The 23,966-nt window shown below is 34.3% G+C and carries 12 protein-coding genes; 6 read left to right on the top strand and 6 right to left on the bottom strand.

Annotated features, from left to right (window positions below; translation table 11 throughout):
- The first annotated feature begins 30 nt into the window (after nt 1–30).
- Nucleotides 31–2,484 (top strand): replication restart helicase PriA, encoded by a 2,454-nt coding sequence (gene priA / locus ACQ0RB_RS09065; protein ID WP_430497978.1) that lies wholly within the window; start codon nt 31–33, stop codon nt 2,482–2,484.
- A 3-nt stretch (nt 2,485–2,487) separates the two neighbouring features.
- Here priA and ACQ0RB_RS09060 read toward each other — a convergent pair whose 3' ends face one another.
- On the bottom strand, nt 2,488–3,183 hold the full coding sequence (locus tag ACQ0RB_RS09060) for a LytR/AlgR family response regulator transcription factor (RefSeq protein WP_129761353.1): 696 nt from the start codon (nt 3,181–3,183) through the stop codon (nt 2,488–2,490).
- Nucleotides 3,184–3,382: 199 nt separating this feature from the next.
- Here ACQ0RB_RS09060 and rpsF point away from each other — a divergent pair, with 199 nt between their 5' ends.
- From rpsF to ACQ0RB_RS09040, 4 genes are all read left to right on the top strand, one after another.
- The gene (gene rpsF, locus ACQ0RB_RS09055; protein ID WP_129761354.1) at nt 3,383–3,721 is read left to right on the top strand and encodes a 30S ribosomal protein S6; all 339 of its coding nucleotides are present in this window, start codon (nt 3,383–3,385) and stop codon (nt 3,719–3,721) included.
- Entirely contained in the window at nt 3,722–4,021 is a 300-nt protein-coding gene (gene rpsR / locus ACQ0RB_RS09050) for a 30S ribosomal protein S18 (protein WP_187347862.1), read from the top strand.
- A gap of 12 nt (nt 4,022–4,033) precedes the next feature.
- Nucleotides 4,034–4,495, top strand: coding sequence for a 50S ribosomal protein L9 (gene rplI, locus ACQ0RB_RS09045; protein ID WP_129761356.1), 462 nt, complete (start codon nt 4,034–4,036; stop codon nt 4,493–4,495).
- A gap of 68 nt (nt 4,496–4,563) precedes the next feature.
- Entirely contained in the window at nt 4,564–5,037 is a 474-nt protein-coding gene (locus ACQ0RB_RS09040; RefSeq protein WP_131508509.1) for a DUF6495 family protein, read from the top strand.
- Between the two features lie 29 nt (nt 5,038–5,066).
- Here ACQ0RB_RS09040 and ACQ0RB_RS09035 read toward each other — a convergent pair whose 3' ends face one another.
- Nucleotides 5,067–6,308: an ABC transporter permease gene (locus tag ACQ0RB_RS09035; protein WP_430497975.1), complete on the bottom strand. Its 1,242-nt coding sequence runs from the start codon at nt 6,306–6,308 to the stop codon at nt 5,067–5,069.
- Between the two features lie 253 nt (nt 6,309–6,561).
- Here ACQ0RB_RS09035 and hisS point away from each other — a divergent pair, with 253 nt between their 5' ends.
- Nucleotides 6,562–8,229 carry a histidine--tRNA ligase gene (gene hisS / locus ACQ0RB_RS09030; protein ID WP_430497973.1) on the top strand — a complete coding sequence of 556 codons (1,668 nt, stop codon included), beginning with the start codon at nt 6,562–6,564 and terminating at the stop codon, nt 8,227–8,229.
- A gap of 60 nt (nt 8,230–8,289) precedes the next feature.
- On the opposite strand, the gene ACQ0RB_RS09025 is transcribed toward hisS, so the two are convergent.
- From ACQ0RB_RS09025 to ACQ0RB_RS09010, 4 genes are all read right to left on the bottom strand, one after another.
- Nucleotides 8,290–13,809, bottom strand: a complete 5,520-nt coding sequence (locus ACQ0RB_RS09025; protein ID WP_430497971.1) for a choice-of-anchor D domain-containing protein — start codon at nt 13,807–13,809, stop codon at nt 8,290–8,292.
- A gap of 186 nt (nt 13,810–13,995) precedes the next feature.
- On the bottom strand, nt 13,996–16,518 hold the full coding sequence (locus ACQ0RB_RS09020) for a M14 family zinc carboxypeptidase (RefSeq protein ID WP_430497970.1): 2,523 nt from the start codon (nt 16,516–16,518) through the stop codon (nt 13,996–13,998).
- 128 nt (nt 16,519–16,646) lie between these two features.
- On the bottom strand, nt 16,647–17,465 hold the full coding sequence (locus ACQ0RB_RS09015) for a hypothetical protein (protein WP_430497969.1): 819 nt from the start codon (nt 17,463–17,465) through the stop codon (nt 16,647–16,649).
- Between the two features lie 165 nt (nt 17,466–17,630).
- The coding region (locus ACQ0RB_RS09010) for a LamG-like jellyroll fold domain-containing protein (protein ID WP_430497967.1) at nt 17,631–23,966 on the bottom strand (6,336 nt) is incomplete at its 5' end.

Genomic DNA, 23,966 nt, shown 5'->3' with positions numbered 1-23,966 from the left:
TTTTTTGTGTAAACAGTTTACCTTTGGCTTATGCCAAATTTTATAGACGTCATACTTCCAATTCCTTTAGAAAAACTATTTACATATAGTATTACTGAAGCCGAAGCCAATTTTTTAAAATCTGGTATGCGTGTGTCTGTGCCTTTTGGTAAATCTAAAATTTACACAGCTATTGTGTATAGTGTTCACAATACTGCTCCAGTGGTTTATGAGGCGAAGGACATTCATCAAATACTCGATGAAACACCTGTGGTAACGCAAACTCAATTACAACATTGGCATTGGATTTCTAGATATTATATGTGTTCGGTAGGTGAAGTTATGCGTGCAGCATTACCAAGTGCATTTTTGTTGGAAAGTGAAACTATAATCACAAAAAATAAAGATAGGATTGTTAATGATGAAGACTTAAAAGACGATGAGTTTTTGGTTTATGAGGCGTTACACCATCAGTCATCATTAAAGATTCAGGATTTGATGTCTATTTTAGATAAAAAAAATGTACTTCCTGTTATAAAGCGTTTACTCGAAAAAAATGCAATTACTGTTGAAGAAGAAATTTATGAAAAGTACAAGCCTAAACTAGTTCGTTATGTAAAATTACATTCTAGTTTTTCTTCTGAAAAAGCACTTCAAAATTTGTTAGAAGAATTAGGAAGAGCGCACAAACAAAAAGAAGTTGTGTTAGCCTTGTTTTCAATTTCTGCACAAACCAAAAAGCCAGTTAAAGTTTCAGATTTAACCAATCAAAGTGGCGCGTCTTCAACTATTATAAAAGCTTTAATAGATAAAGGTATTCTCGAAGAGTATTTTATTCAAACCGATAGAGTACAATATGAAGGTGAAGAAAATGAAAGTTCAAAACAATTAAACGAGCATCAGAAAAAAGCGTTAGAACAAATAGAACAGTCTTTTCAAAGCCAAAATATAACACTGTTGCATGGTGTGACATCTTCAGGTAAAACCGAAATTTATGTCAAGCTCATTGAAGAGGTTTTAAAACAAAACAAACAAGTATTGTATTTGTTGCCAGAAATTGCTTTAACAACTCAGTTGGTTGATAGGCTGCAAAACTATTTTGGCGAACAAGTATCGGTATTTCACTCCAAGTATTCGGTTAACGAGCGTGTTGAGGTGTGGAATAATATGTTAGACAATTCACCAAAAGCACAAGTAATTTTAGGAGCTCGGTCTTCGGTATTGCTACCGTTTCATAATCTAGGATTAATTATCGTAGATGAAGAACACGAGCAATCCTATAAACAATTTGATCCTGCGCCAAGGTATCATGCACGAGATGCAGCTATTGTTTTGGCAAACATGTTTAAAGCAAAAACACTTCTAGGTTCAGCAACACCAAGTCTGGAGAGCTATTACAATGCAATGCAAAATAAGTATGGTTTTGTAGAGTTGAATCAGCGTTACAATAATGTGATGATGCCAGATGTTGAGCTAGTCGATATTAAAGATAAGCACAAAAGAAAGCGTATGAATGGTCATTTTAGTGATAGAATGATTGAAGAAATGACCGAAACGCTTGAAGAAGGTCATCAAATTATATTGTTTCAAAACCGAAGAGGGTTTTCTCCAATTGTTGAGTGTAATACCTGTGGGCATTCACCACAATGTCCTAATTGTGATGTGAGTTTAACCTTTCACCAATATAAAAATGAATTACGTTGTCATTACTGTGGCTATCACATGGCAATGCAGCAGCAATGTCAAGCTTGTGGAAGTGTAGAAATTGATAGTAAAGGATTTGGCACTGAGCAAGTAGAGGAGGAGGTGAAAGCGTTGTTTCCTAACCATAAAGTAGCTCGTATGGATTTGGATACAACCAGAGGAAAATATGGTTATGAAAAAATAATTACAGCTTTAGAGCAACAGGAAATAGATATTTTGGTAGGAACACAAATGCTTACCAAAGGATTGGATTTTAGAAATGTAAAGCTTGTAGGAATCATGAATGCTGATAATATGCTTAATTTTCCTGATTTTAGAGCGCATGAGCGTAGTTTTCAATTAATGTTACAAGTTGCAGGTAGAGCAGGAAGAACCGATAAGCGAGGAAAAGTACTCATTCAAACCTATAACCCTTATCATCGTATTTTACAGCAAGTCTCAACTAACAATTACGTGGAGATGTTTAATGAGCAAATGAATGATAGACATAATTATAAATATCCACCATTGTATAGGCTTATTAAAATTACACTGAAGCATAGAGATTTTAATAAAGTCAATTTTGCGGCAGATTGGTATACAAAATCATTACGACAAGTTTTTAGAGATAATGTGTTAGGACCTGAGTTTCCTCCTGTGTCTAGGATTAGAAATTTATATCATAAAAATATTTTGGTGAAAATACCACCAAAACAGTCACTATCAAAAACTAAAGAAGCTATTATTAAAATTAATAATAGCTTCCAAAGTGTTAAAGATTTTAGACCTGTAAGAGTAGTTTTAAATGTCGATAATTATTAAAGTTTAAATGTTGTTTAACGCATCAACAAGTTGTGTCTTTTTATTTCTACTTAAAGGAATTTCATAAGCTCCAACTTCAACATTCTTACTGTTAAATCGGTCTACTTTGTCAAGATTTACGATATACGATTTATGAATTCTTAAAAACTTACCTTCAGGTAGTTCTTTTTCAAAAGCTTTCATTGTAGATAATACTACTAAGCTATTTTCTTCGGTTACTAATTTTACATAGTCACCAAGAGCTTCAATCCATTTTATATCTTTAATGTATACCTTACGTTTTTTAAGGTTACTTTTAACAAAGATGTGCTCGCCATCAGTTTCATTAAAATCTAGCTTTAATTTATGCTGTTCTAATGCTTTTTCAACAGAAGTGTTAAAACGTTCTCTAGTGATTGGTTTTTGCAGATAATCGGTAGCATCATAATTGAAAGCCTTAAATGCGTATTCTGTTTTTCCTGTAACGAAAATAATTTGGGGTTTGTTGTTAAGTACGTCTAAAAGTTCAAAACCATTTAAAACAGGCATTTCAATATCTAAAAAGATAAGGTCTACCTTATGAGTATTTAATCCGTTTTTTGTTTCTAAAGCACTACTATATTCTGCAATAAGGTTAAGTGAGGAGTGGTTCTCAATTAACTTTACAATAGATAATCGTTGGATTGCAGAATCATCAACTACTACACAATTTAAAGTCATAACATTATTATATTTTAGGTTAAGATATCGACAATAGTACGAAAAATTCGGATAAAAACCAAAAAACATCGGTAAAGTGTTTCTTTTAACAAAATTTTAACACTATTACGATAACTTCATTTTTCCTTTCAAAAATGTTGCCAGAATTAGAAATAATAGTTATTTTTGCACCCATTTTTAATTATAAAATTATATTTATATGAACCATTATGAAACTGTTTTCATCTTAAATCCCGTTTTATCTGAGACTCAGATAAAGGAAACAGTACAGAAATACGAAGATTTTCTTGTTTCTAAAGGAGCGAAGATGATAGCCAAAGAAGATTGGGGCTTAAAAAAATTAGCTTACCCAATTCAAAACAAAAAAAGTGGATTTTACCACTTATTTGAGTACACTGTAGATGGCGAAGTAATTTCTCCGTTAGAATTAGAATTTAGACGTGATGAGCGTTTTATGCGTTATTTAACAGTGAAATTAGACAAGCATGCTATTGCTTGGGCTGAAAAGAGAAGAACTAGAAACAAACAAAAAGCGTAAATTATGTCTTCAATTGAACAACAAGCAAAAGGAAAAAAAGATGGAGAAATTAGATATTTAACTCCATTAAATATAGATACCTCTAAAACGAAAAAATATTGTCGTTTTAAAAAGTCTGGAATTAAATACATCGATTATAAAGATCCAGATTTCTTATTAAGTTTTGTAAACGAGCAAGGTAAATTATTACCAAGACGTTTAACAGGAACTTCTTTAAAATACCAAAGAAAAGTATCTGTAGCAGTAAAAAGAGCGCGTCACCTTGCGTTGATGCCTTATGTAGCAGATTTATTAAAATAAAATAACATAACTATGGAACTTATATTAAAACAAGACGTTGAAAATTTAGGATTTAAAGACGATATTGTAACAGTTAAGAACGGTTATGGTAGAAACTTTTTGATTCCTCAAGGACATGCTGTTATGGCAACAGCTTCAGCTAAAAAAGTATTAGCTGAAACTTTAAAGCAAAGAGCTTTCAAAGAAAAGTCAATTATTGAAGAAGCTAACAAAACTGCAGAGTTACTTAAAGGATTAGAAATTAAAATCGCTGCTAAAGCTGGTGCTGGTGCAACTGCTGGTGATAAATTATTTGGTTCTATTACTAATATAGACCTTGCTAATGCTTTAAATAACCAAGGACATGCTATTGAAAAGAAATACATTTCTATCAATGGTGGTAACATCAAGCGTTTAGGTCAATACGAAGCTGTAATCAGACTTCACAGAGACGTAACTGTAGATTTACCGTTTGAAGTTGTAGCAGAAGCTTAATATTCAAAAATAATATCTTTAAAAGCCTCAACTATGTTGGGGCTTTTTAATTACAAAAAACATTAGCAATGAAATACGCTAGACTTACTAAAGAACAATTTGAAGAACTCCATAAAGAGTTTATAAACTTTTTAGCAACCCAATCTATCACTGCAGATGAATGGGCAGACATAAAGGTTAATAAACCTGAAGTTGCCGAACAAGAGTTAGATGTGTTTAGTGATTTGGTTTGGGAAGGTGTGTTGACTAAAGTTAATTATCTAGAACATATATCGCCTCAACAAATGCATTTGTTTCATCTTAAAGAGAATGAAATGGAACTAATTGCTATTAAAATTAAAAATGAGACTACTGACTTAACAACGAGCGAAGGTTTTGACTGGTTTAGAAACAACCTCCTGTCTGATGATGTTGAGTTACTCACAGCAAAAAAGACTTATACTGAAGACAAAGCCTTAGATAAATTTAAATTAATACAACAAGGAGGCGTAATTACTAAAGGCGACTTATATAGATATTTCGAAAACCTAATAAAGAAATAGATTTCTTTATTTTTCAGCTAACAGCTAAATTATTCATACCTTAACGACTCTACAGGATCTAGTTTTGCTGCTTTAACAGCTGGTAGTAATCCTGAAACTATAGCTACAACAAATGCAATGGTGAATGCACTAAACATCGCTAACCAAGGTATAGCAAATTGAAATTTAGCTACTGTTGCTACTATCAACCCAATTCCTGTTCCTAGAATAATACCTAAAATACCACCTAGTTGTCCAATGATAATAGCTTCCATAAAAAATTGAAACGCTATTGTTTTTCGTTTAGCACCTAAAGCTTTTCTAACTCCAATTTCACGAGTACGCTCAGAAACCGAAACAAATAAAATATTCATTAGTGCTATTGATGACCCAAAAATGGTAACAATACTTATTATCCAAGCAGCCAAGTAAAGGTATTTGGTCATTTCACCAATACGATTAATAAGGTCATCGCTACGTTCTATTCCAAAGTTATTCTCTTCAATAGGATTAAGACCTCTAATGTTTCTAAACAATAAGATGGCTTCGTCTTGTGCACCTTGTAAGAAATCTTTTTTGTCAACTTTAACGCTTAAACCGTAATTAATATTAGGGCTAGTAAATATACTTCTTGCTTTTTGTAATGGTATGAGCATTCGTAAGTCTTGGTTGTTTCCAAATGTAGACCCTTTAGATTTTAGTACCCCTATCACCTTAAATTTTGCACCTCTAACGCTTATGGTTTTATTAATAGGGTTAACATCGCTTAGTAGAGCTTTTTCTAAATCGCTACCTATAACACATACGTTGTTATTGTTGTGTACATCAAAATAATTTAAAGCTCTTCCTTTTTCTATTTCAAGACCCGAATTTTGGATGTAATGCTCATTAACACCTAAAACTGCGACTTCAGGATCGGTTTTTAAGTTTTCGTGTTTTGCTTCTGCAGTTGAAGTGCCAAAAAATGAAATAGATGTTCTGGTGTAAGGAAAGTCATAAGCGTCTTCAAACGCTTTTACATCTCTATAACTAATAATAGGGTTTATTTTTTGACGTTCGCCACCACTTTGTCGTTGCGCGTTAAACTCATAACGCTGCAAGTTAAATGTGTTGGCTCCCATTGAAGAAAAATCACTAGAAATAGTATTCTCTAAAGCCGATACACTACTTAAAATACCTACCAAAGCCATAATACCAATACCAATAATAAGTATAGTTAAAATAGTACGTAGTAACTGGGTTCTTATAGAGTCAAAAGCAATTTTTATATTCTCTTTAGCGAGTGAAAACATAAATTAAGATATCATGTAAAGGGTTATGTTATAGTATAAGACTACAAAAGCACAATAAAGTTACTATAAATTTGAAATAACTTGGCATTGCCTATAAAAATATAATATTTTTGTGCTGAATTATGACTTAAAGCGAGTCAGTTTTAATGTTGAACGTAAGCGATATTACCTAATTATCTGGCTTACGTTTAGACCTAAGAGCACTTTAAATAAGTTTCACTAAAAAAGATTTCTGCTTTCGCAGAAAGTTAACATGGCACAAAAACCTAGTATACCAAAAGGCACAAGAGATTTTAACCCAATAGAGGTAGCAAAACGCAATTATATTTTTGACACTATAAAAGCACAGTTTCAGCACTTCGGGTTTCAACCTATTGAAACACCAAGTTTTGAAAACTCTGAGACCTTAATGGGTAAATATGGAGATGAAGGAGACCGATTGATTTTTAAGATTTTGAATTCAGGGGATTTTTTAAGAGATTTTAATGAAAACTTAATTAAATCAATTCAAACAGCTCTAGTTAATTTAAGAAAGTCAATAGATGAAGTTGATAATGATGAATTTGATTTTGATGGTTTCAGGTCGAATTTTTTAAAAGAGTTTCCAATTGCTCTTAGATCAATTACGAATATTAAGTTTGACGAAAGGCTTATTAATCTAAATACACTTTCAGAAGATATAGTATTTAGAATATATAATATAGTGCTTAAGTCTAATGTGTTGCGAGAAAAATTGTATTATGATGAGAATTTAAAGTTCCCCGAATTAACAAATATCATTTTTGCAGACTTTTATTTTCAATTAGGAAATAAATATGTAGGTAATTATATAACGGAAAAAGCCCTTCGTTATGACCTTACAGTGCCATTTGCACGTTATGTAGTGCAACACCAAAACGAAATTGACTTTCCGTTTAAGCGTTACCAAATGCAACCAGTTTGGAGAGCAGATAGACCGCAAAAAGGACGTTTTAGAGAGTTTTACCAATGCGATGCTGATGTTGTTGGATCGCAGTCTCTTTGGCAAGAAGTGGAGTTTGTACAATTGTACGATGCAGTATTTTCGGCTTTAAAGCTAGAAGGAGTGACTATAAAAATCAATAACCGTAAAATACTTTCAGGTATTGCAGAGGTTATTGGTGCGCAAGATAAACTCATTGACTTTACGGTAGCTTTAGATAAACTTGATAAAATAGGAGAGGAGAAGGTAAAAGAGGAAATGCTTAGTAAAGGCATTTCTAAAGAAGGTATTGAAAAACTACAACCGCTTTTTGAATTACAAGGTGATTTCTCAGAACAAATTGAAGCACTAAAAGCTATTCTTTCGGTTTCTGAAGAAGGTAAAAAAGGTATTGAAGAACTGGAGTTTATCAATACAGCAATTTCAGAATTAAAATTACAAACTGCCAACTTGCAATTAGACGTTACTTTAGCAAGAGGACTTAACTATTACACAGGAGCTATTTTTGAAGTGTCAGCTCCAGAAGGTGTAAAGATGGGTTCTATTGGTGGAGGAGGAAGATACGACGACCTTACCGGAATATTTGGACTTAAAGATGTGAGTGGAGTAGGGATTAGTTTTGGTTTAGATAGAATTTATCTGGTACTTGAAGAACTTAATTTATTTCCTGAAACTATATCAGAAAGTATAAAAGTGCTTTGTATTAATTTTGGAGAAGCTGAAGCGTTAACCTGTTTAAAAGCAATAAAAGCATTAAGAGCTCATGGTATTAATGCAGAGTTGTATCCTGATGCTGCTAAAATGAAAAAACAAATGAACTATGCCAACAAAAGAGCAGTACCTTATGTTGTGCTTGTTGGTGAGTCTGAAATGAGTAGCAATACATTTACACTTAAAAATATGACTAATGGCGAACAGCAGCAGCTATCGCTTGAAGATTTAATTACTACTTTACAATAAAAAAAGCCCTGAGAAATCAGGGCTTTTTATTTAGTTAAGATTTTAAAGATTTGGGAGAAATTATTTAACTAAAACTTTCTTTGATACTGAACCGCTCACAGTATGAATTTTAATAATATAAGTTCCTGTACTTAAGTTCTTAACTTCATACTCAGAATTGTTGCTCTGAGTTATATTGTCAATTGTTGTAATAGATTGCCCTAAAATGTTTAGCATTTCCATATGTTTAACTTCTAGTAATCCAGGGTTTAGTAAAACAATGTTTTTGGAAGTGTTATCATAATAAACATCTACTAGATTCAATTCATTGTCTTCAACACCCAATGCAGAGTCTTCTGCACTAAAGGTTATTTCATAAGTGTCTAGATGTTCTCCAGCATCTAAATAAAAATTAAAATCGCCTTCGCTTAAGTTATGATAAGCGTCTGTTATCTTGTTGTGAATGTAAACTGTTAAGTCTTCTGGAGCGTTTTGTAACGCATCAATAGTAATGGTGTTCATACCATCAGTTTCAACCTTTATACCTAATGGATATACTGTGTCTTCGTTAGCTTCATTACTACCTTGTATAAGATATTTTTCGCCTTCAATCATCCAGAACATATCATCAATTTGGGTTTCATTTATCTTTCCATCGTAACCCCAATCAATATCTAAAGTTGCGTTTTCATCAATTGTAAGTAACAGCTGTCTTCTAATGGTATTAACAGAGTTAAGCCCAAGTCTTAGTTTTAATCTGTCGTCAGAGCCGCCAACAGAATTAGTTGTTGTATCATAGTCGCTATCAGATGGACTTGATTGTCTCACAAATACTGATTGTGACCCACTTTCTCCATCGTAAGTTCCGTCTTCAATTCGGTAAATACGTTGACCGTTATTGAAATTGATTTTTCCACCAGCATCAGCTGATACGAAGAATCCTTGACTTACAGGAATATATCGTCCTGGACGTTTTACAGGAGTACCACCAGTACCAACATCAGGATCGTTTGTTCCGTAAGAAGAAGCTGGTAAGCCACCTGAAAGGTTTAAAGTAGCATAGCCACCTTGGTATTCAGATAGTACGTGAGAACCTCCTCCCCAATGTTCCCAGAAGTATAATGTTCCTGTAATTGTTGAGCCATTATCGTTAATAAACTGAACTGCGTCAATGGCAGAAGGGTAAGGGTTACCAACTAAGTAGTCGTTGTTAACCGCTAGGTCTAGGTCGTTTGTGCCACTAAACCCAATATCTCCATTGTTAGGTTTTCCTAAGAACGTATAGTTTTGGTCGGTTAATATTGAACCAGAACCAGGTCCTTTCATAGTAAATCCTTCGCCAGCTAATAAGTTACCAGATTGACGTATATGCTGCCACGATGAATAATCTCCTGAAGCTTGACTAGCAAATTTCCAAATCCAATAATCAGCAATTGTTACTGCAGGTGAGGTGTTAGATCCATCATATCCTGAAGAAGTAAAGACTATTGGGTTTGCGCCATTATCGTTGTACATAACATCTGATACAGTATAGCTATTATTGTTTGTAACTGAGCTTCCATTTCCAACAGGAGATGACCAGTAATTGTATGTAAAGGTATCAGCTGTTCCCTGTTGGTCGCGTTCTAAAGTACCTTCACTTTGTACATCAAGGTCACTATCTATAGTTTGTATTAATTGCGACTCACCTTCAAGGTCAATTTTAGCATTTGGTTGACCATTTCCTATAGATAAATAATGCGTTACAGTTACACCATTTCCTGTATGTGTTGCGTTGTTTCCTGTTACAGTCAGTTCATTGTTATCAACAAAAAGACCTAATAATAATCTGTTGTTGCTTTTTCCTGAAGGAAGAGAGCTGTTATCCATAGTTATATTGTGAGAAGTTTCTACAATATTCCAATCGATAGTTTGGGTATTATCCATTGCTGAAACTGAACCAGGAGCATATTGTAATGATCCATTTAACCATGTGTTATTAGTGTCCCAGCTTCCATTGTTATTAGATATATAAGGAAGTGGAGCTGTTTGTCTATCTACAGTTCTTAGATGTCTTAATGCACCTTGATTACCATTACCAGATTCATCCTTAGTATTTGTGTACGTATATCTAGTCATTGGGTAGTAGGCAGCTAAGCTAGACCATGGCACTGTACCAATATCGTTTTTGGTAGGAGTAATTCCTCGACTAATAAAGTAAGACCCTCCAACAAAACTAGAGTTGTTTTCTATTTCTTGATTCATTACAAATCGTAACTGGTCTTCGGTAAGTGCTACATCCCATATTCTAACTTCATCAATATTACCTCTAAAGAAAGCTGTAGGAGTATTTTTGTTTGCAGCTCCAATATAGAATGATTGTGTTGTAGGTGTTGGAGCAGTTCTACTAAAGGAAGAATCCCTTACTCCATCAATATATAGTGTTGCAGTACCAGATCCATAAATAATGGCAACATGATGCCATTCATCTTCTGGAATTGGTTGGGTGGATGAAAGTTGCTGTGTTGATCCTCCATTTTCCCATATAACATTTAACCTTCCTGAACTTGATATTTTAAAATCATAACCTTCAGTAAATGGTTCATTTCTTTTAGAAAGAATTGATGTATTGTTTGATCCAGATTCTCTGTTTATCCATGCAGATATTGTAAATTCAGAAGAATTAAGGTCTACAGCGTCTTCCATGTCTATGTAGTCTGTACTTCCGTTAAAGTAAACTGATCTGGTGTAAACTCTTTCAGGAGCCCAACCAAAAGTAATGTATTTAGTGCCATCAAAATCATAATTAGCTTTTACAATTGGCTCGCCAATTTCGTTAACGTCTTCAGTCATTACTCTATAATCTGCTGTTGGGTCAAAATTAGGTGTGTCAGAAATAAACATTAAATAACGACCATCTGGAGGAGTAGCTGTTCTAACAGCACTTCTTAGTATTGCGACTTCAACAGAAGGAATGTCTCCACCTCTTTCTACAACTTTCCAAGTTCTTGCTATTCCGTTAAATTGTACCCAAGTTGATAAACCTGGAGTTATGCTAGAGCTCATGTTAACATCAACAATTACAGCTGGATCATCTAAATCAGCACCATCATTTCCCCAAATCAAAAATTGTTTGTCTTGTAATTGAGTGTCAGGGTTTAAGTTATTTGTGTCATATATGCTAGATATACCCATTGTAACAACACCTTGACCTCTGGTTCCTCCATCTAAATCATTGTTAACACTTCTAGATTGTTTTTGTAATAAATCTGAAGCATCGTCACGCCCAATTCCTGCTATGTCATAATTAAACACGTCTTCACTAGGTGTTCCTGTATTGACATCCCAAATTACAGTTCCGTCACTGTCTACGTAATCATGAGATGTACCATTAACACCAAGCGTGATACCATATTTAATAGCTAAATAAGATTGAATACGGTTTCGTTCTTGTGTTAAGTTTGCATCGTCTTTTCTAGATGAGAAAGTGATGATTTCACATACTCTTGCATTCAATGTGGCTTCCCAGCCTTCACTACGCCCAATCCAATATTTTGAGTCGCTTACATTTAAAAACTCAACAACATCGTTTTGTGCATATTCTATGTTGTTGGCATTGTAATAAAGCTCTTGTTGTGTTACAGCTGTATTGTTTCTTGCGTTAATAATTCCTACGTTATCATATGAAGTATTTTGGTCGTAAACGGCGTAACCATCCCCAGTTTCACTAGTAGAGTAGGTTCCCAAAGCAAAACAAATACTTTCATTATCAACACGACCAGTATAATCACCCATACCTATACCAGTTGCATCAGTTTCATTTGTGCCAGTATCAGCATCTCCACAAAAAGTGTCCATAAAACCAAAGGAGTCATTTATTTGTGTGTCATCAGGAATTAAAACTACAAACATATCTTGGGTGTATAGACCACCATCACCTTCTAAAAATTGCGTGTTGGTATTGTCGTATGAAAAGTCAGAATCTAAATTAAAAGATGAAAATGTATTGTCAAACTCTACTACTGGGTTGAAATTTACATTTCTGTAAGGGTTATCATAATACGTAGGTTCTTGACCTGGCGTGTTTACTGTAGCATCGTTATCTTTACTTTGGTCAATCCATAAACTAACACTTTGTCCATCTGTATAGCCTAATCCGTCATTTCCTTTAAGCCATAACTCTAAATCGCTAGTAACACCTCCTGGAGCTGTAGAACCAGATCCTTCAATGTTGAAGGTGTAAGGGTTTTCGTCACTATCATTGTTAGCTATGGTAACTGTAGCTGTACGTGTACCTACTGCACTTGGGTCAAAAGTAATATCAAAAGTGGTACTGCTACTAGAACCTATTGTATTAGAAGGTATAGAGGTTACTGTAAAATCACTAGCATTGGTACCTCCAATTAATACGTAAGGAGAACTGCCTGTAAGGTTTAAGTCTAGTAAATTTCCATTGTTTTGTATCGTAAATGTTTTTATAATAGTTCCTCCTGTAACATTAGTATTACCAAAATTAGTATTATCAGAAGGAGATGGAGTAGTGTCTCCACTCACTATTGTTGTTCCGTTTCCTTGTATGTTTATTTCTGGAGCAGTAGTGTACCCATTACCTTGAATATTAAAAGTATATGGGTTTTCGTCGCTATCGTTATTTGCTATAGTTACTATTGCTGTTCTTAAGCCTGCAGCACTAGGAGAAAATGTGATTGTAAATGTTGTGTTACCTCCTGCAGAAATTGAACCTGAAGGATTTGCAGTGAGCGCAAAATCTCCAGGATGTAATCCGGAAATTGAAATATAAGGAGAAGGGTCTGTTAAATTTAAAGTTGCTGATCCTATGTTTTGAATGGTAAATGTATTTGCATTAGATCCTACAGATACAAATTCAGAACCAAAATCAGTGTCATCAGTAGCTGAAGGAGTTGTGTCATTATTATTGATGGTATTCCCATTTCCGACCAAGTTTATTTCTGGTTGAGGAGTAGCTAAATCTCCTTCAATCACTATTTCATCAAAAGCAACTCCTCTGTCAGTATAATAACCATCAGATGCAAATAAAACTCTAAATCGTACTTGAGTACTGGTTTCAAAATTTGGGTTTTCAGCAGATAGATTTAAGCTTCTGTTTCTCCAACCATTGCTATCTCCAGACCAACCATCTTCATTATTGTTAAATGCGTTCACATCAGTGTCATTATACCAGTTGGAATTTGCTACACTACCTAAATCATTCCATGAACTACCGTTATTAAGGGAGTATTCTATTTTCATACCATCCCATGCGGCTTCTGTTTCATACCAAATATCTAGATTTAAGGTAATATTAGTATAGCCATTTAGATCGATTGTTGGGCTTGTGGCGATAATGAAAGTATTGTTATTGTAATAAGAAGAATAGCGTCTTGAATATAAATAGTTTCCGGTAGCACCTCCATTGGATGGTGAATCGGTTCCTTGGCGCCATTGTCCTGTACCTGATCCAGTAGAGTTTTGACTCCAGCCTCCAAAACCAGATTGAAAATTTTCTGAATATATCGTTGTTTGAGAAAAAGTAATAGTCGAAACTAAAAGTACACATAATATTATAAGGTACTTACATACTGTGAAAGTATAATTTTTCATAAGCGGTTAAATTTTAGTTTGGGACTAACTAATTAATTAAAAGCAATACAAACATATAAAAACACTCCATGAAATGCAAAAAAAATCGATAAAGTGCATTTGTTAATTGTAATTTACTGATATGTAGTTTTTTAAAAAGACTGCAAGCATAATTGTTTGCAGTCTTTTTTTGAGGGTTTTAATATATTATTGCTTTACTAATCGCTTAACGAACGACGTATTTGTTTCACTGTCAGTTATTTTTAAAAAGTACGTTCCGCTAGATAATGAATTTAAATTGGTTAAATTTATTTCATTATTTGTAGGAGTTAAGTCTCTTAAATCTAATACTGAGCGTCCGCTAACATCATAAACATTAAGATTTATATTTGTGTTTATGTTATTCAATTTTATTGAAATATTGCTGTTGAATGGGTTTGGGTAAATCAACACATTGTTTTCATTAAATGTATTTGTGTTTAAAGTTGAATCTATAATATCAATAGTATAATCCTCAACTTCTCCGTAGCTAAATGTTTCACATGGGTCGTCAGCTGTATTTCCTGTACTATTATAAAACTTCATTATAACACGCATTCTTGTTGTACCTAATTTAGCATCAGGTGCATTAGGTACTGAAAAGGTTGTACTTACAGGTGTAGTGTAAGAAGAGGAACTTTCCATTATTTTTTCAGACGATTCAAAGGTGCCATTATGGTTAAAGTCAATCCATACTGATACGGCTTCTCTGTATTGAGTACCTGTCCAATATTTGGTAACACTAATATTGTTTCCAGAAGAATTTAAATCTAATGTAAAAACTGTGCTTGTTAAATCTGAATACCCTGAAGATGTGGTTGATTGAGTGTTATTACTGCTACTATTTAGGGTGACATTACTAATGTATTCATCTCCAACACTTTCACCTTCTGCATCACAATAGTTAACACCTGTTGTAGAGAATTGTTGAGAAGTAGAATAACTTGTATTATTAGATCCACAATAAGAGCGAACTTGAAACTCATAAGTTGTTTCAGGGTCTAAACCACTTATTTGATATGGGTTTGTAACACTTGTAACTTCAATCCATGAAGAGGCACCAACTACTCTATATCTAATGTCAAAATCATCAGCAGTTGAAGCTGTCCAAGATGCATTAGTTGAGCTTGAGTCTGTTCCTGTAGTTGTTAAACCAGTAGGAGCTGATGCTGTTAACGGAGTTAAAAGAATATCAGACAGTACTAAAGTTTGATAATCAGAAATTGTTTGATTTGTTAGTGTAAAAGATTGGTAACATGGAGCTTCAAACAAGATGTCGTAAGTTCCAGATTTAACAGGTCTATAATAATCTCCAAAAGGAGCGCTACTTATTGTGTGCGAGCCTACAGCATCGTGACCAACTAGTGTAACTGTTGCTTCTACTGGGTTATTAGACACAGCGTCTTTTACAAATCCTTGAAAACCGTAAGTTCCTTGTATTAAATATTCAATTAAAGCTTCACGGTTATAATCCCAGTGATCATCTAATTGTGATGCAGGTATCACTTTAGTATTTGAAAGCTCAATAGTTACTTCTTTACACTGTTTGTAAAAGTTCATGTAATCTTGACGACCACCATATACTTGATACCAATCAGCACCTTCTGTAACTCCTGGCCATTGATAGTTGCTATATGTAGCGTCCATATATCCAGAAGGACTATTGTTTTGACAGTTTACAGCGTACTCTTTACTTACTAAGAAAAACCAATCGCTATCAGCATGATCTGTATGCGTATTGTCAAAAGGATAGTTAACAACTTCGGTTCCACCATGAAAATTAGCTGAAAGCACAAAATGATTATCTTCTGCTAAAGCTAAAAAATGTTGGGTTTCAATTTGATATTCTTCTCCATCAGGATGAGCTCCTGCAACATTATCTGGATAGTTTCTATTTAAGTCCACATTATTAGCGTTTGCTCGACGTGAATTTACAACTGATGTGTTAGAAGCACTATTGTAATATGTTCCATCTGGATTTGCCATTGGATTTATCCATATTTCAGAGTTATTGATAAGACTTGTAATTCTAGCATTATCTGGGTGTGATGGTGTTTTATAAGCAGTTATAAAATAATCAATTAAATCTAACATTAAAGGATAACCAGTAATCTCATCACCATGCATTGAGGAGGTGTACATTAATTTTGGCTCAGCTTCTTCAGTAGCGATGTTGTCAGATAGTTTAATAAATAGTAAGCGCTTGTCTCCACCACCTACACCTTCAGTGGTTCCGCCAATATCAACTAATTCACAAATATCAGGATGCATTGTAGCAAACGCATACATTTGAGCTTCATAGTCTGCGTAAGTTGGGTAATAAGTTAAAGGAAAAGTTAATGGGTATGAACCTTCAGTCGAGTTTACAGTATTTACCTGATTACTCATAACTATACCATAGGCTTCATTGTCTACTGCGTTTACATTGAAACTAAGGTTTCTTTCTAAAAATAAGTTGAATTGTTGTGTATTAGCCCAAGCATAAACTGTTTTAGTAGAAGGGTCATAATTAAGTATAGATAATTTATCTGTGAACTCTTGAAGTTCAGAAACATCTTCTATTTTAAAATCAAAATAAACTTCTTTTTTCGAATCTAAATATTGTTCGGCTTTTTCTAAGCTAGTTTGCGCTTTGGCATTTATGCATGCTAAACAAAGTAGCGTTACAAGTAGAAGGGTAGTCTTTTTCATCAGTTTTAAGTGTTTAATGAATTATTAGGGCGCTAATATATAATTAATTTTTAAAAAACATCCATAAAATGCAAAAAAATCCGATAAAGTGTAATTTTTTAATTAATTCGTAGTATTTCGATTACGTTTTAATGCACCAATAATAGTTTACTAAGAGATGCTTTATTGTTGTTTTCAATCTGTACAATTACTGTACTAGATTGTATATTGTTAATTGTAGTTTTAAAGCTAGAAGAGAAAATGTTTTGCTTTTCAAAAAGTAGTTGACCATTAATACTATAAACTTTTAATGAGTTAATTGTGGTTGAGTTTTGTGTATCAACATTAATTTGAGAAGTGTTTTTTATGTATCTAATACTAGCAGATTCTAACCCAAACTCATCAATAGATAATTGTGCTGAGCTATTGGCAAAGTTGATTAAAGAGAGGTCGTTGGTGAAAGTTATATGATACCTGTTTAAGTATTCTCCACTGTAAAGTGAGTTTATATAGTTGCTATCATTAATTGAGGTAAAGGTATTTAAATAGGAATCATATACATACACGTCTATTTCGGTTTCAAAATTCTCTAGAGAATTCAATGCAATTTGGACTTCGCCTGAGTTGCTCAAAAACATCCCTAGCGGATATTGTTTTGAAATATCAAACTCGCCTACACCTTGAATGATATAGTTTTGATCATTAATTCTCCAACTTAAATCATCGGGAAGGTTTTCAATGTTTAAGGCATCATAACCGTAATCAACATCATCAGTAGCTGAATTATCAGAAGTAAAACCTAATAAAAGGTGTCTGGTATAACCTAATGGAGTGATAAAGTCTACTCTAACACGTTGTATAGTGCTAGATTGAGTTTCTTGGTTGCTAGTGTTTTGGCTATTGGTATTAGCAAATACAGCAATGCTTAGTAATAACACAAGCAGTGTTAAGTAGGTAGTTTTATTCATTTGATTTGGGGTTAAATGAACATAATATGTTTAGTTGCAGGCTAATATATAAGAAATAATCAGTTTTATCTATTAAACGCACAAAAAATCGACGAAATACATGAAAATAAAAAAAGAGCAAGATATCTTGCTCTTTTTGAATAACTTAAAAATTTGGTGCTTTAACTAGTACTTAACAATAACTTTTTTACTGTATGAACTAGTATTTGTTTCAATTTTTACTACATAGTTTCCTTCAGAAATGTTCTTTACAGGAATTCTTAGTTCATCAGAAAGAGGAAGGTTAGTCATATTCCATGATTTTACAACCTGTCCAGCAATATTTATCATATAAATTTGCTTAGCATTGATTGACGAAGGTGTTTTAATGTATAACTCATTAGAGTTATGTAAATAATTTACAGTAATATCTTTAAGTTGAGTATCAATTACTGATAGTGAATTGTCTTCGACAAATACAATATTAAACCTACCATTATAATCACCTGCTTCAAGGTTAATGTTAAAGTTACTGTAGTTGATTTGAGTATAACTATCTTCAGTACTGTCATATACAAAAACATCAATGTCTTCATCAAAATTTTCTAAATCAGTTAATGAGATGCTTACATTTCCTTGATCGCTTAGATGGATATTAAGAGGATATGTGTTTAGTTCATCAAACTCGCCAACACCTTGAATAATATAATTGTTATCTTCTATACTCCAAGAAGCATCATTGGTTAGTTGATCTCTATTTTGCGCATCATATCCATAGTCAACACCATCAGTAGCTTCATTATTAGGAGTAAAACCTAACAATAAATGTCTACCAGCATTTTCAGAGGTTGTTACTTTTAATCTTAAGCGTTTAATACCATCATTGTATGCTTCACTTTCACTGTTTTCAGAGTTTAAATTAAGTCCGTTTGACCTCATAAATACAGAAGCTCCACTTGTTTCTTTAACAAAAGTACGCTGAGAGTTATTAAAAGTAATAGTACCACCATCAGCATCAGCTAGTACAAAGAAACCTTGACCAACTGGTACATATCTTTGTGGTATTTTTCCTGTATTACCTGAGCCATTAATTTCAGGAGGTGTTACAGATGGTACACCACCTAATTTAGTGTAGTATGCGTAAACTCCTTCATATTCAGATAAGTAATGCGAGTTGTTAGATGGAGCTTGCTCCCAAAATATAAGTGCGCCATCTAATAATGTACTGCTTCCAAGAGGTCCATTATCATCAATAAAAGTATTTGCATCTATTGCTGAAGGATAAGGGTTACCAACTAAAGCAAGATTTAATCCACTTATTGAGTGAGTAATAGTACCATTGTTTGGTTGTCCTCTAAAGGTGTAAGTTTGATTTGGTGTTGCAGCTCCACTACCTTTTAAGGTAAATCCAAGTCCTACATTTACATTGGATGTGGGATTAATAGATATCCAAGAGCTGTAATCATTGATAGCACCATTTAGGAAATTATATAACCAATTGCTACTTAATGTAACAGGGTTAGTTGCTCCATTAGCATCATAGCCTGTAGTCCAACTCACAGGATTGTTGCCATCGTAAAGAATACTTCCAATAGCATACGTTCTAGAGTTACTAGCGCCTAATGTACTTACAGGGCTTCCCCAATAATTATAATTGTATAGGTTACTTGTTCCTTCTTGATCACGTTCTAATCGTCCAATGCCTGTATAGTCAACAATACTATTATTCGGTTGTAATAACTGAGACTCACCAACTAAATCCAGTACACCATCAATTTTTAAATATTTGCTAACGTTTAGCTGTTGGTCATTGGTAATGCTATATCTGTTAGCGTCAACAAGTAAACCTAAAACAGTAGTTGCTCTATTTCCTGACGTTACATCATGCTGAGTTCTTACAATATTCCAGTTTACTGAAGTTCCATTAATACCATTGGTGTTAGGAACTTGTTGTACAGTACCATTTAACCATGTGTTTTGATTGTTCCAAGTTCCGTTTTGATTACTTACATAAGGAAGAGGAGAAGTTTCTTGCTGCGTTGAGTTTATGTTCAATAAATTACCATTAATTCCGCCAAGGTTTGCATTTAATAGCCCTCCAGTAACATCAAAGGCTTGATTCATTTGATAATAAGCATCAAGATTTGCCCAAGTTAATCCAGCAATATCTAAACCTAAAACAGAACCTCTAACATTTGCACCATTTTGCTCAATTTCTTGATTCATCATTTCACGAATTTGGGTAGCTGTAAGTGCTGTATTCCAAATACGTAATTCATCTAACCAACCGTTAAAATGGTTAGTTGGCATGTTAGTGTTTCTGTCCATTGCGCCTAATAAAAATCTTCTGTTGTTTGCATTAGGAGCACCACCTGTGTTACTGTTTATTTCTACACCATCTACATAAAGCCTATATGTTGAACCATCAAATGTAACAGCTGTATGATACCATCTGTTAGTGGTTAATCCAGTTGCAGAAACTTGTCCGCCACCATTCCATCTAAACGATAGTGTATTATTTACTAATCTTAAATCAAAACCAGTACTTAAGTTAAGCGCATTCCTTTTAGAATAAATAGTCTTGATGGTTCCAAGTGCATTTGGTTTTACCCAAATTTCTATACTGAAAGGACCGTTAAGATCAAAATTATCATTGAATGAAACTGTATCATCAATACCATCAAAATCAATATTATTACCACAGTTAGGGAAACTAATATTAGCCAAAGTGGCTTGTGAATTACCACAAGGAGAAGGATTTGTAATAGTCCATGTAATACTGTAAGTGCCACCACTTTCACCTATAAATGTAGCATTAGGGTCATTTACGTTAGAAAAACTAAAACTATGTCCAGTACTTGAAGTTGCTGACCATTGACCAGAACCGTTTCCTGATAAAGTAATTTGAGCAGTACATCCAGTAGCAGGAACCGCAATAGATGCTGATGCTGTTGTAAATGGAACTATGGTATAGGTAACAGAGTCAGATGTGTTACTACAAGGAGCCATGGCTGAATTTGTTGTATAAGTCAATGTTACACTGCCATTAGTAATATCATTAGCTCCTAACGTATAAATAGCATTAGGATTGTTGTTATTGAAAGTTCCATCACCAGACGAAGACCAAGTGGCAGTTGTGCTTCCTCCTAAGGTTGCGTTAAGGTTAATGCTACCACTTGTTTCACAAATGGCTTGGTTAGTACCTGCATCAACTACAGGTAATGGGTTGATAGTAACAACTTTTGAATCTACTGCTACACCACATGGTCCTGCAGGATTGTTTGTCGTATAAGTTAAAGTAACTGAGCCATTAGTTATATCAGCAGCACTTGGAGTGTAGATTCCAGATGAGAAGTTACCAGTTCCTGATGTGCTCCAAGTAGCTGAAGTAGCACTTCCTCCATAGTTAGCAGAAGATAAGTTTACAACATCTCCTTCACAAATGGTTACATCGTTTCCAGCATTAACAGTAGCCGCTTGATTAATCGTTATAGTTACAGTGTCACTTGCTGAACCACAAGGTCCACTAGGATTATTTGTTGTATGGGTAAGCACTACACTTCCGTTTGTTATGTCAGAAGTTCCAGGAGTATATATGTTACCAACAAAGCCACCATCACCTGCTGTACTCCATGAAGCAGAAGTAGCACTTCCTCCATAAGAAGCTGAAGATAATGTCACAGACTCTCCTTCACATATCGTTTGATCAACACCAGCATACACTGTAGCTAAAGGATTTATTGTAACTACCATAGTATCGCTATCGCTAGGACATATTCCATCACTAGGTGTGTTTGTTGCTGTAAGAGTTACCGAACCATTAAAGATATCACCAGCACTTGGTGTATATGTGTTACCAGAGAAGTTACCTGACCCAGAAGTTGTCCATGTTACTACAGCGTTTGTTCCTGAATAAGTGGTTGAAGAAAGGTTAACGGTTTCTCCTTCACAAATAGTGATGTCGTTAGGAGCGGTAATAGTAGCAGGTTCATTAATATTTACAGTAACTGTTTCATTTAATGCTAAAGCACAATTATTTCCACCTCCAGGATAAGTTGCAGGATTGTATCGTACTCTATTTAAGCTATATGTAGTGGTAGTGGTAGGTGAAACAGTAATAGTTGTAGACCCACTTGGACCTAAAGGTAGCCATGTGTTTCCTGAACCATCATTATATCTAATTTCTGAATTAGGAGTACCTGTAAAAGTAATAGTAGTTGAATCTCCTTGACAAAGTGTAACATCTGAAGAAGATATTGTAGCATCAGGGTTTTCTATTATATGAATTTGCATTGTACTTTCTAGAGGTGAACACCAAGGCCAATTATCAGCTATCAAGGATATAGTAATAACATCTCCAGGTTGAGCTGAAGCAGGAATTGTATAGGTACTAGTTTCTGAAAAATCATAGACATCAGTACATACTGTACAGAAAAAACCACAACTTGGATGATAAAAATACCGTGTGCAATCTTGTCCGACATATTCTGTGGAAAAGCTTCCGCCTGCACCATTGTCATCCCAAGTCCATTCATCATAATCTAAACCTCCAGCATCACCATTCATAGTTACTTGTGAGGTTCCATAACACACATAGATGTCTGGACCTGCATCAATATCACTTACAGTAAAATTAAAGAGTACAGTTTCACTTAGGCTAGATGACGTGCCACATGCATTTGTAGCAGTAACAGTTATGGTTTCTAAAAAAGCAAAACCATTTACGGAAAGAGTAACTTCATTAGTGCCTTGTCCTGATTCAATAGTAAATCCGCCAGAAACAGTCCAGTTGTATGTTTCAACATTAGGATCTAGAGGCACAGAATATATCGCTTCGGTTACTGGGCATATAAATGACGAAGGACCTGTTATACTGCTTGGAATTAGAGGAACACCATTATATACAGTAATGATTCCTGATGTAGAGTCTCCAGCTCCACAACCAATGGTTGAAACCGTGTAATTATAAATACCTGCTTGTGTAGTAGTTCCGCTTATTGTGTATATCCCTGTAGCACCATTATAAGACCCAGTAATTCCAGCAGGTAAAGCAGGTGTACTTGTTAAAGTTGCTCCTGTAGCTCCAGAATTTAATTGAAATTGAAGATTTACAGAGTCACTATTGTCATTGCAAATACCTTGATTTTCTGAACCAGATAATAAAGTTATAGTAGCATCAGGACCAACAGTAATTGTTCCTGTAGCAGTATTTCCACCGCAACCAATTGGGGTTACAGTATAGTTAAATGTTCCTATTTGACTGGGAGTACCACTAATTGTAAAAACACCACTATTGTAAGATCCACTGATACCTGTAGGGATTCCTGTGATTGTTGCTCCAGTAGCATTAGCAATATTATATGTAATATTTACTAAACTATCTCCATTACAAATTGTTTGATTGTTATTAGCTGAAGTTAATGAAATTGTAGCATCAGGTGTTACAGTCATTGTTAAACTTTCAGTAGCAGGTATAGGAGTAGCGCAAGTAGCGTTTGATGTCACAGAAACTGAGATGATATCTCCATTATTAATGGCTGAGGAACTGTAAGAGTTGGTATTTGTTCCAACAGGGTTACTATTAACATACCATTGATAAGAAGGGTTAGAGCCTCCATTTGTTAAACCTGTAACAAAAAAGGTTAAATTATCTCCATTACAAGCAGGATTAGCCGATGCGTTTAAGTTGAAGGTTACAGGTAAAAGTGGGTTAACAGTCATAGTAATTGTATTACTACTCACTGCTGTAGCACATACCGAAACACTTGAAGTCATTTCAACAGATACTTGATCATTGTTGGTAAGTGTACTTGTAGTAAAAGTATTACTATTGTTCCCAACGGAACCACCATTAACAAACCATTCATACGATGGAGTTGCTCCACCATTAACAGGTGTAGCAGTAAAAGTCACTGCTTCACCAGCACAAACAGGGTTGTTGTTTGCACTTATAGAAACTGAAGCGCCTTGAGCAGCATCAGTTATGGTTACCATTGCAGTACAAGAATCAGAGTTTCCTGAACCATCAGTTACTGTTAATGTTACTGTGTTTGTTCCAATGTCATTACAATCAAAAGTAGTTTGCGACAATGTCATATTTGAAATAGAGCAATTGTCTGTTGAACCGTTGTCTATATCATTAGCAGTAATTGTTGCTAAACCTGTTGTTGGGTTTAACTGTAAACTTAAACTTTGACATATTACATTTGGTGCTTCATTGTCAACTACAGTTACAATTTGAGTACATGTTGTTGAATTACTGTATCCGTCAGTAGCTGTCCAAGTTACTATCGTTTGACCTAGAGGGAAAATAGCAGGCGCATCATTACTGTAACCAACACCACAGTTATCATCTACTGTTGGAGTGCCTAAGTTTACACCACTAGCAGTACAAAGTCCAGTATCAGCATTTACAGTAATATCTCCAGGACAAGTAATCGTAGGAGGTGTTACATCATTTACAGTTACAATTTGAGTGCATTGACTACTATTTCCTGCTAAATCAGTTACAGTCCAAGTAAC

The organism is Gaetbulibacter sp. PBL-D1 (assembly GCF_050509525.1).
In the GTDB taxonomy this organism is placed as follows: Bacteria; Bacteroidota; Bacteroidia; order Flavobacteriales; family Flavobacteriaceae; genus Gaetbulibacter_B; species Gaetbulibacter_B jejuensis.
The sequence above is the reverse complement of the archived record's forward strand: the minus strand, read 5'-3'. Positions and strand labels throughout refer to the sequence as shown.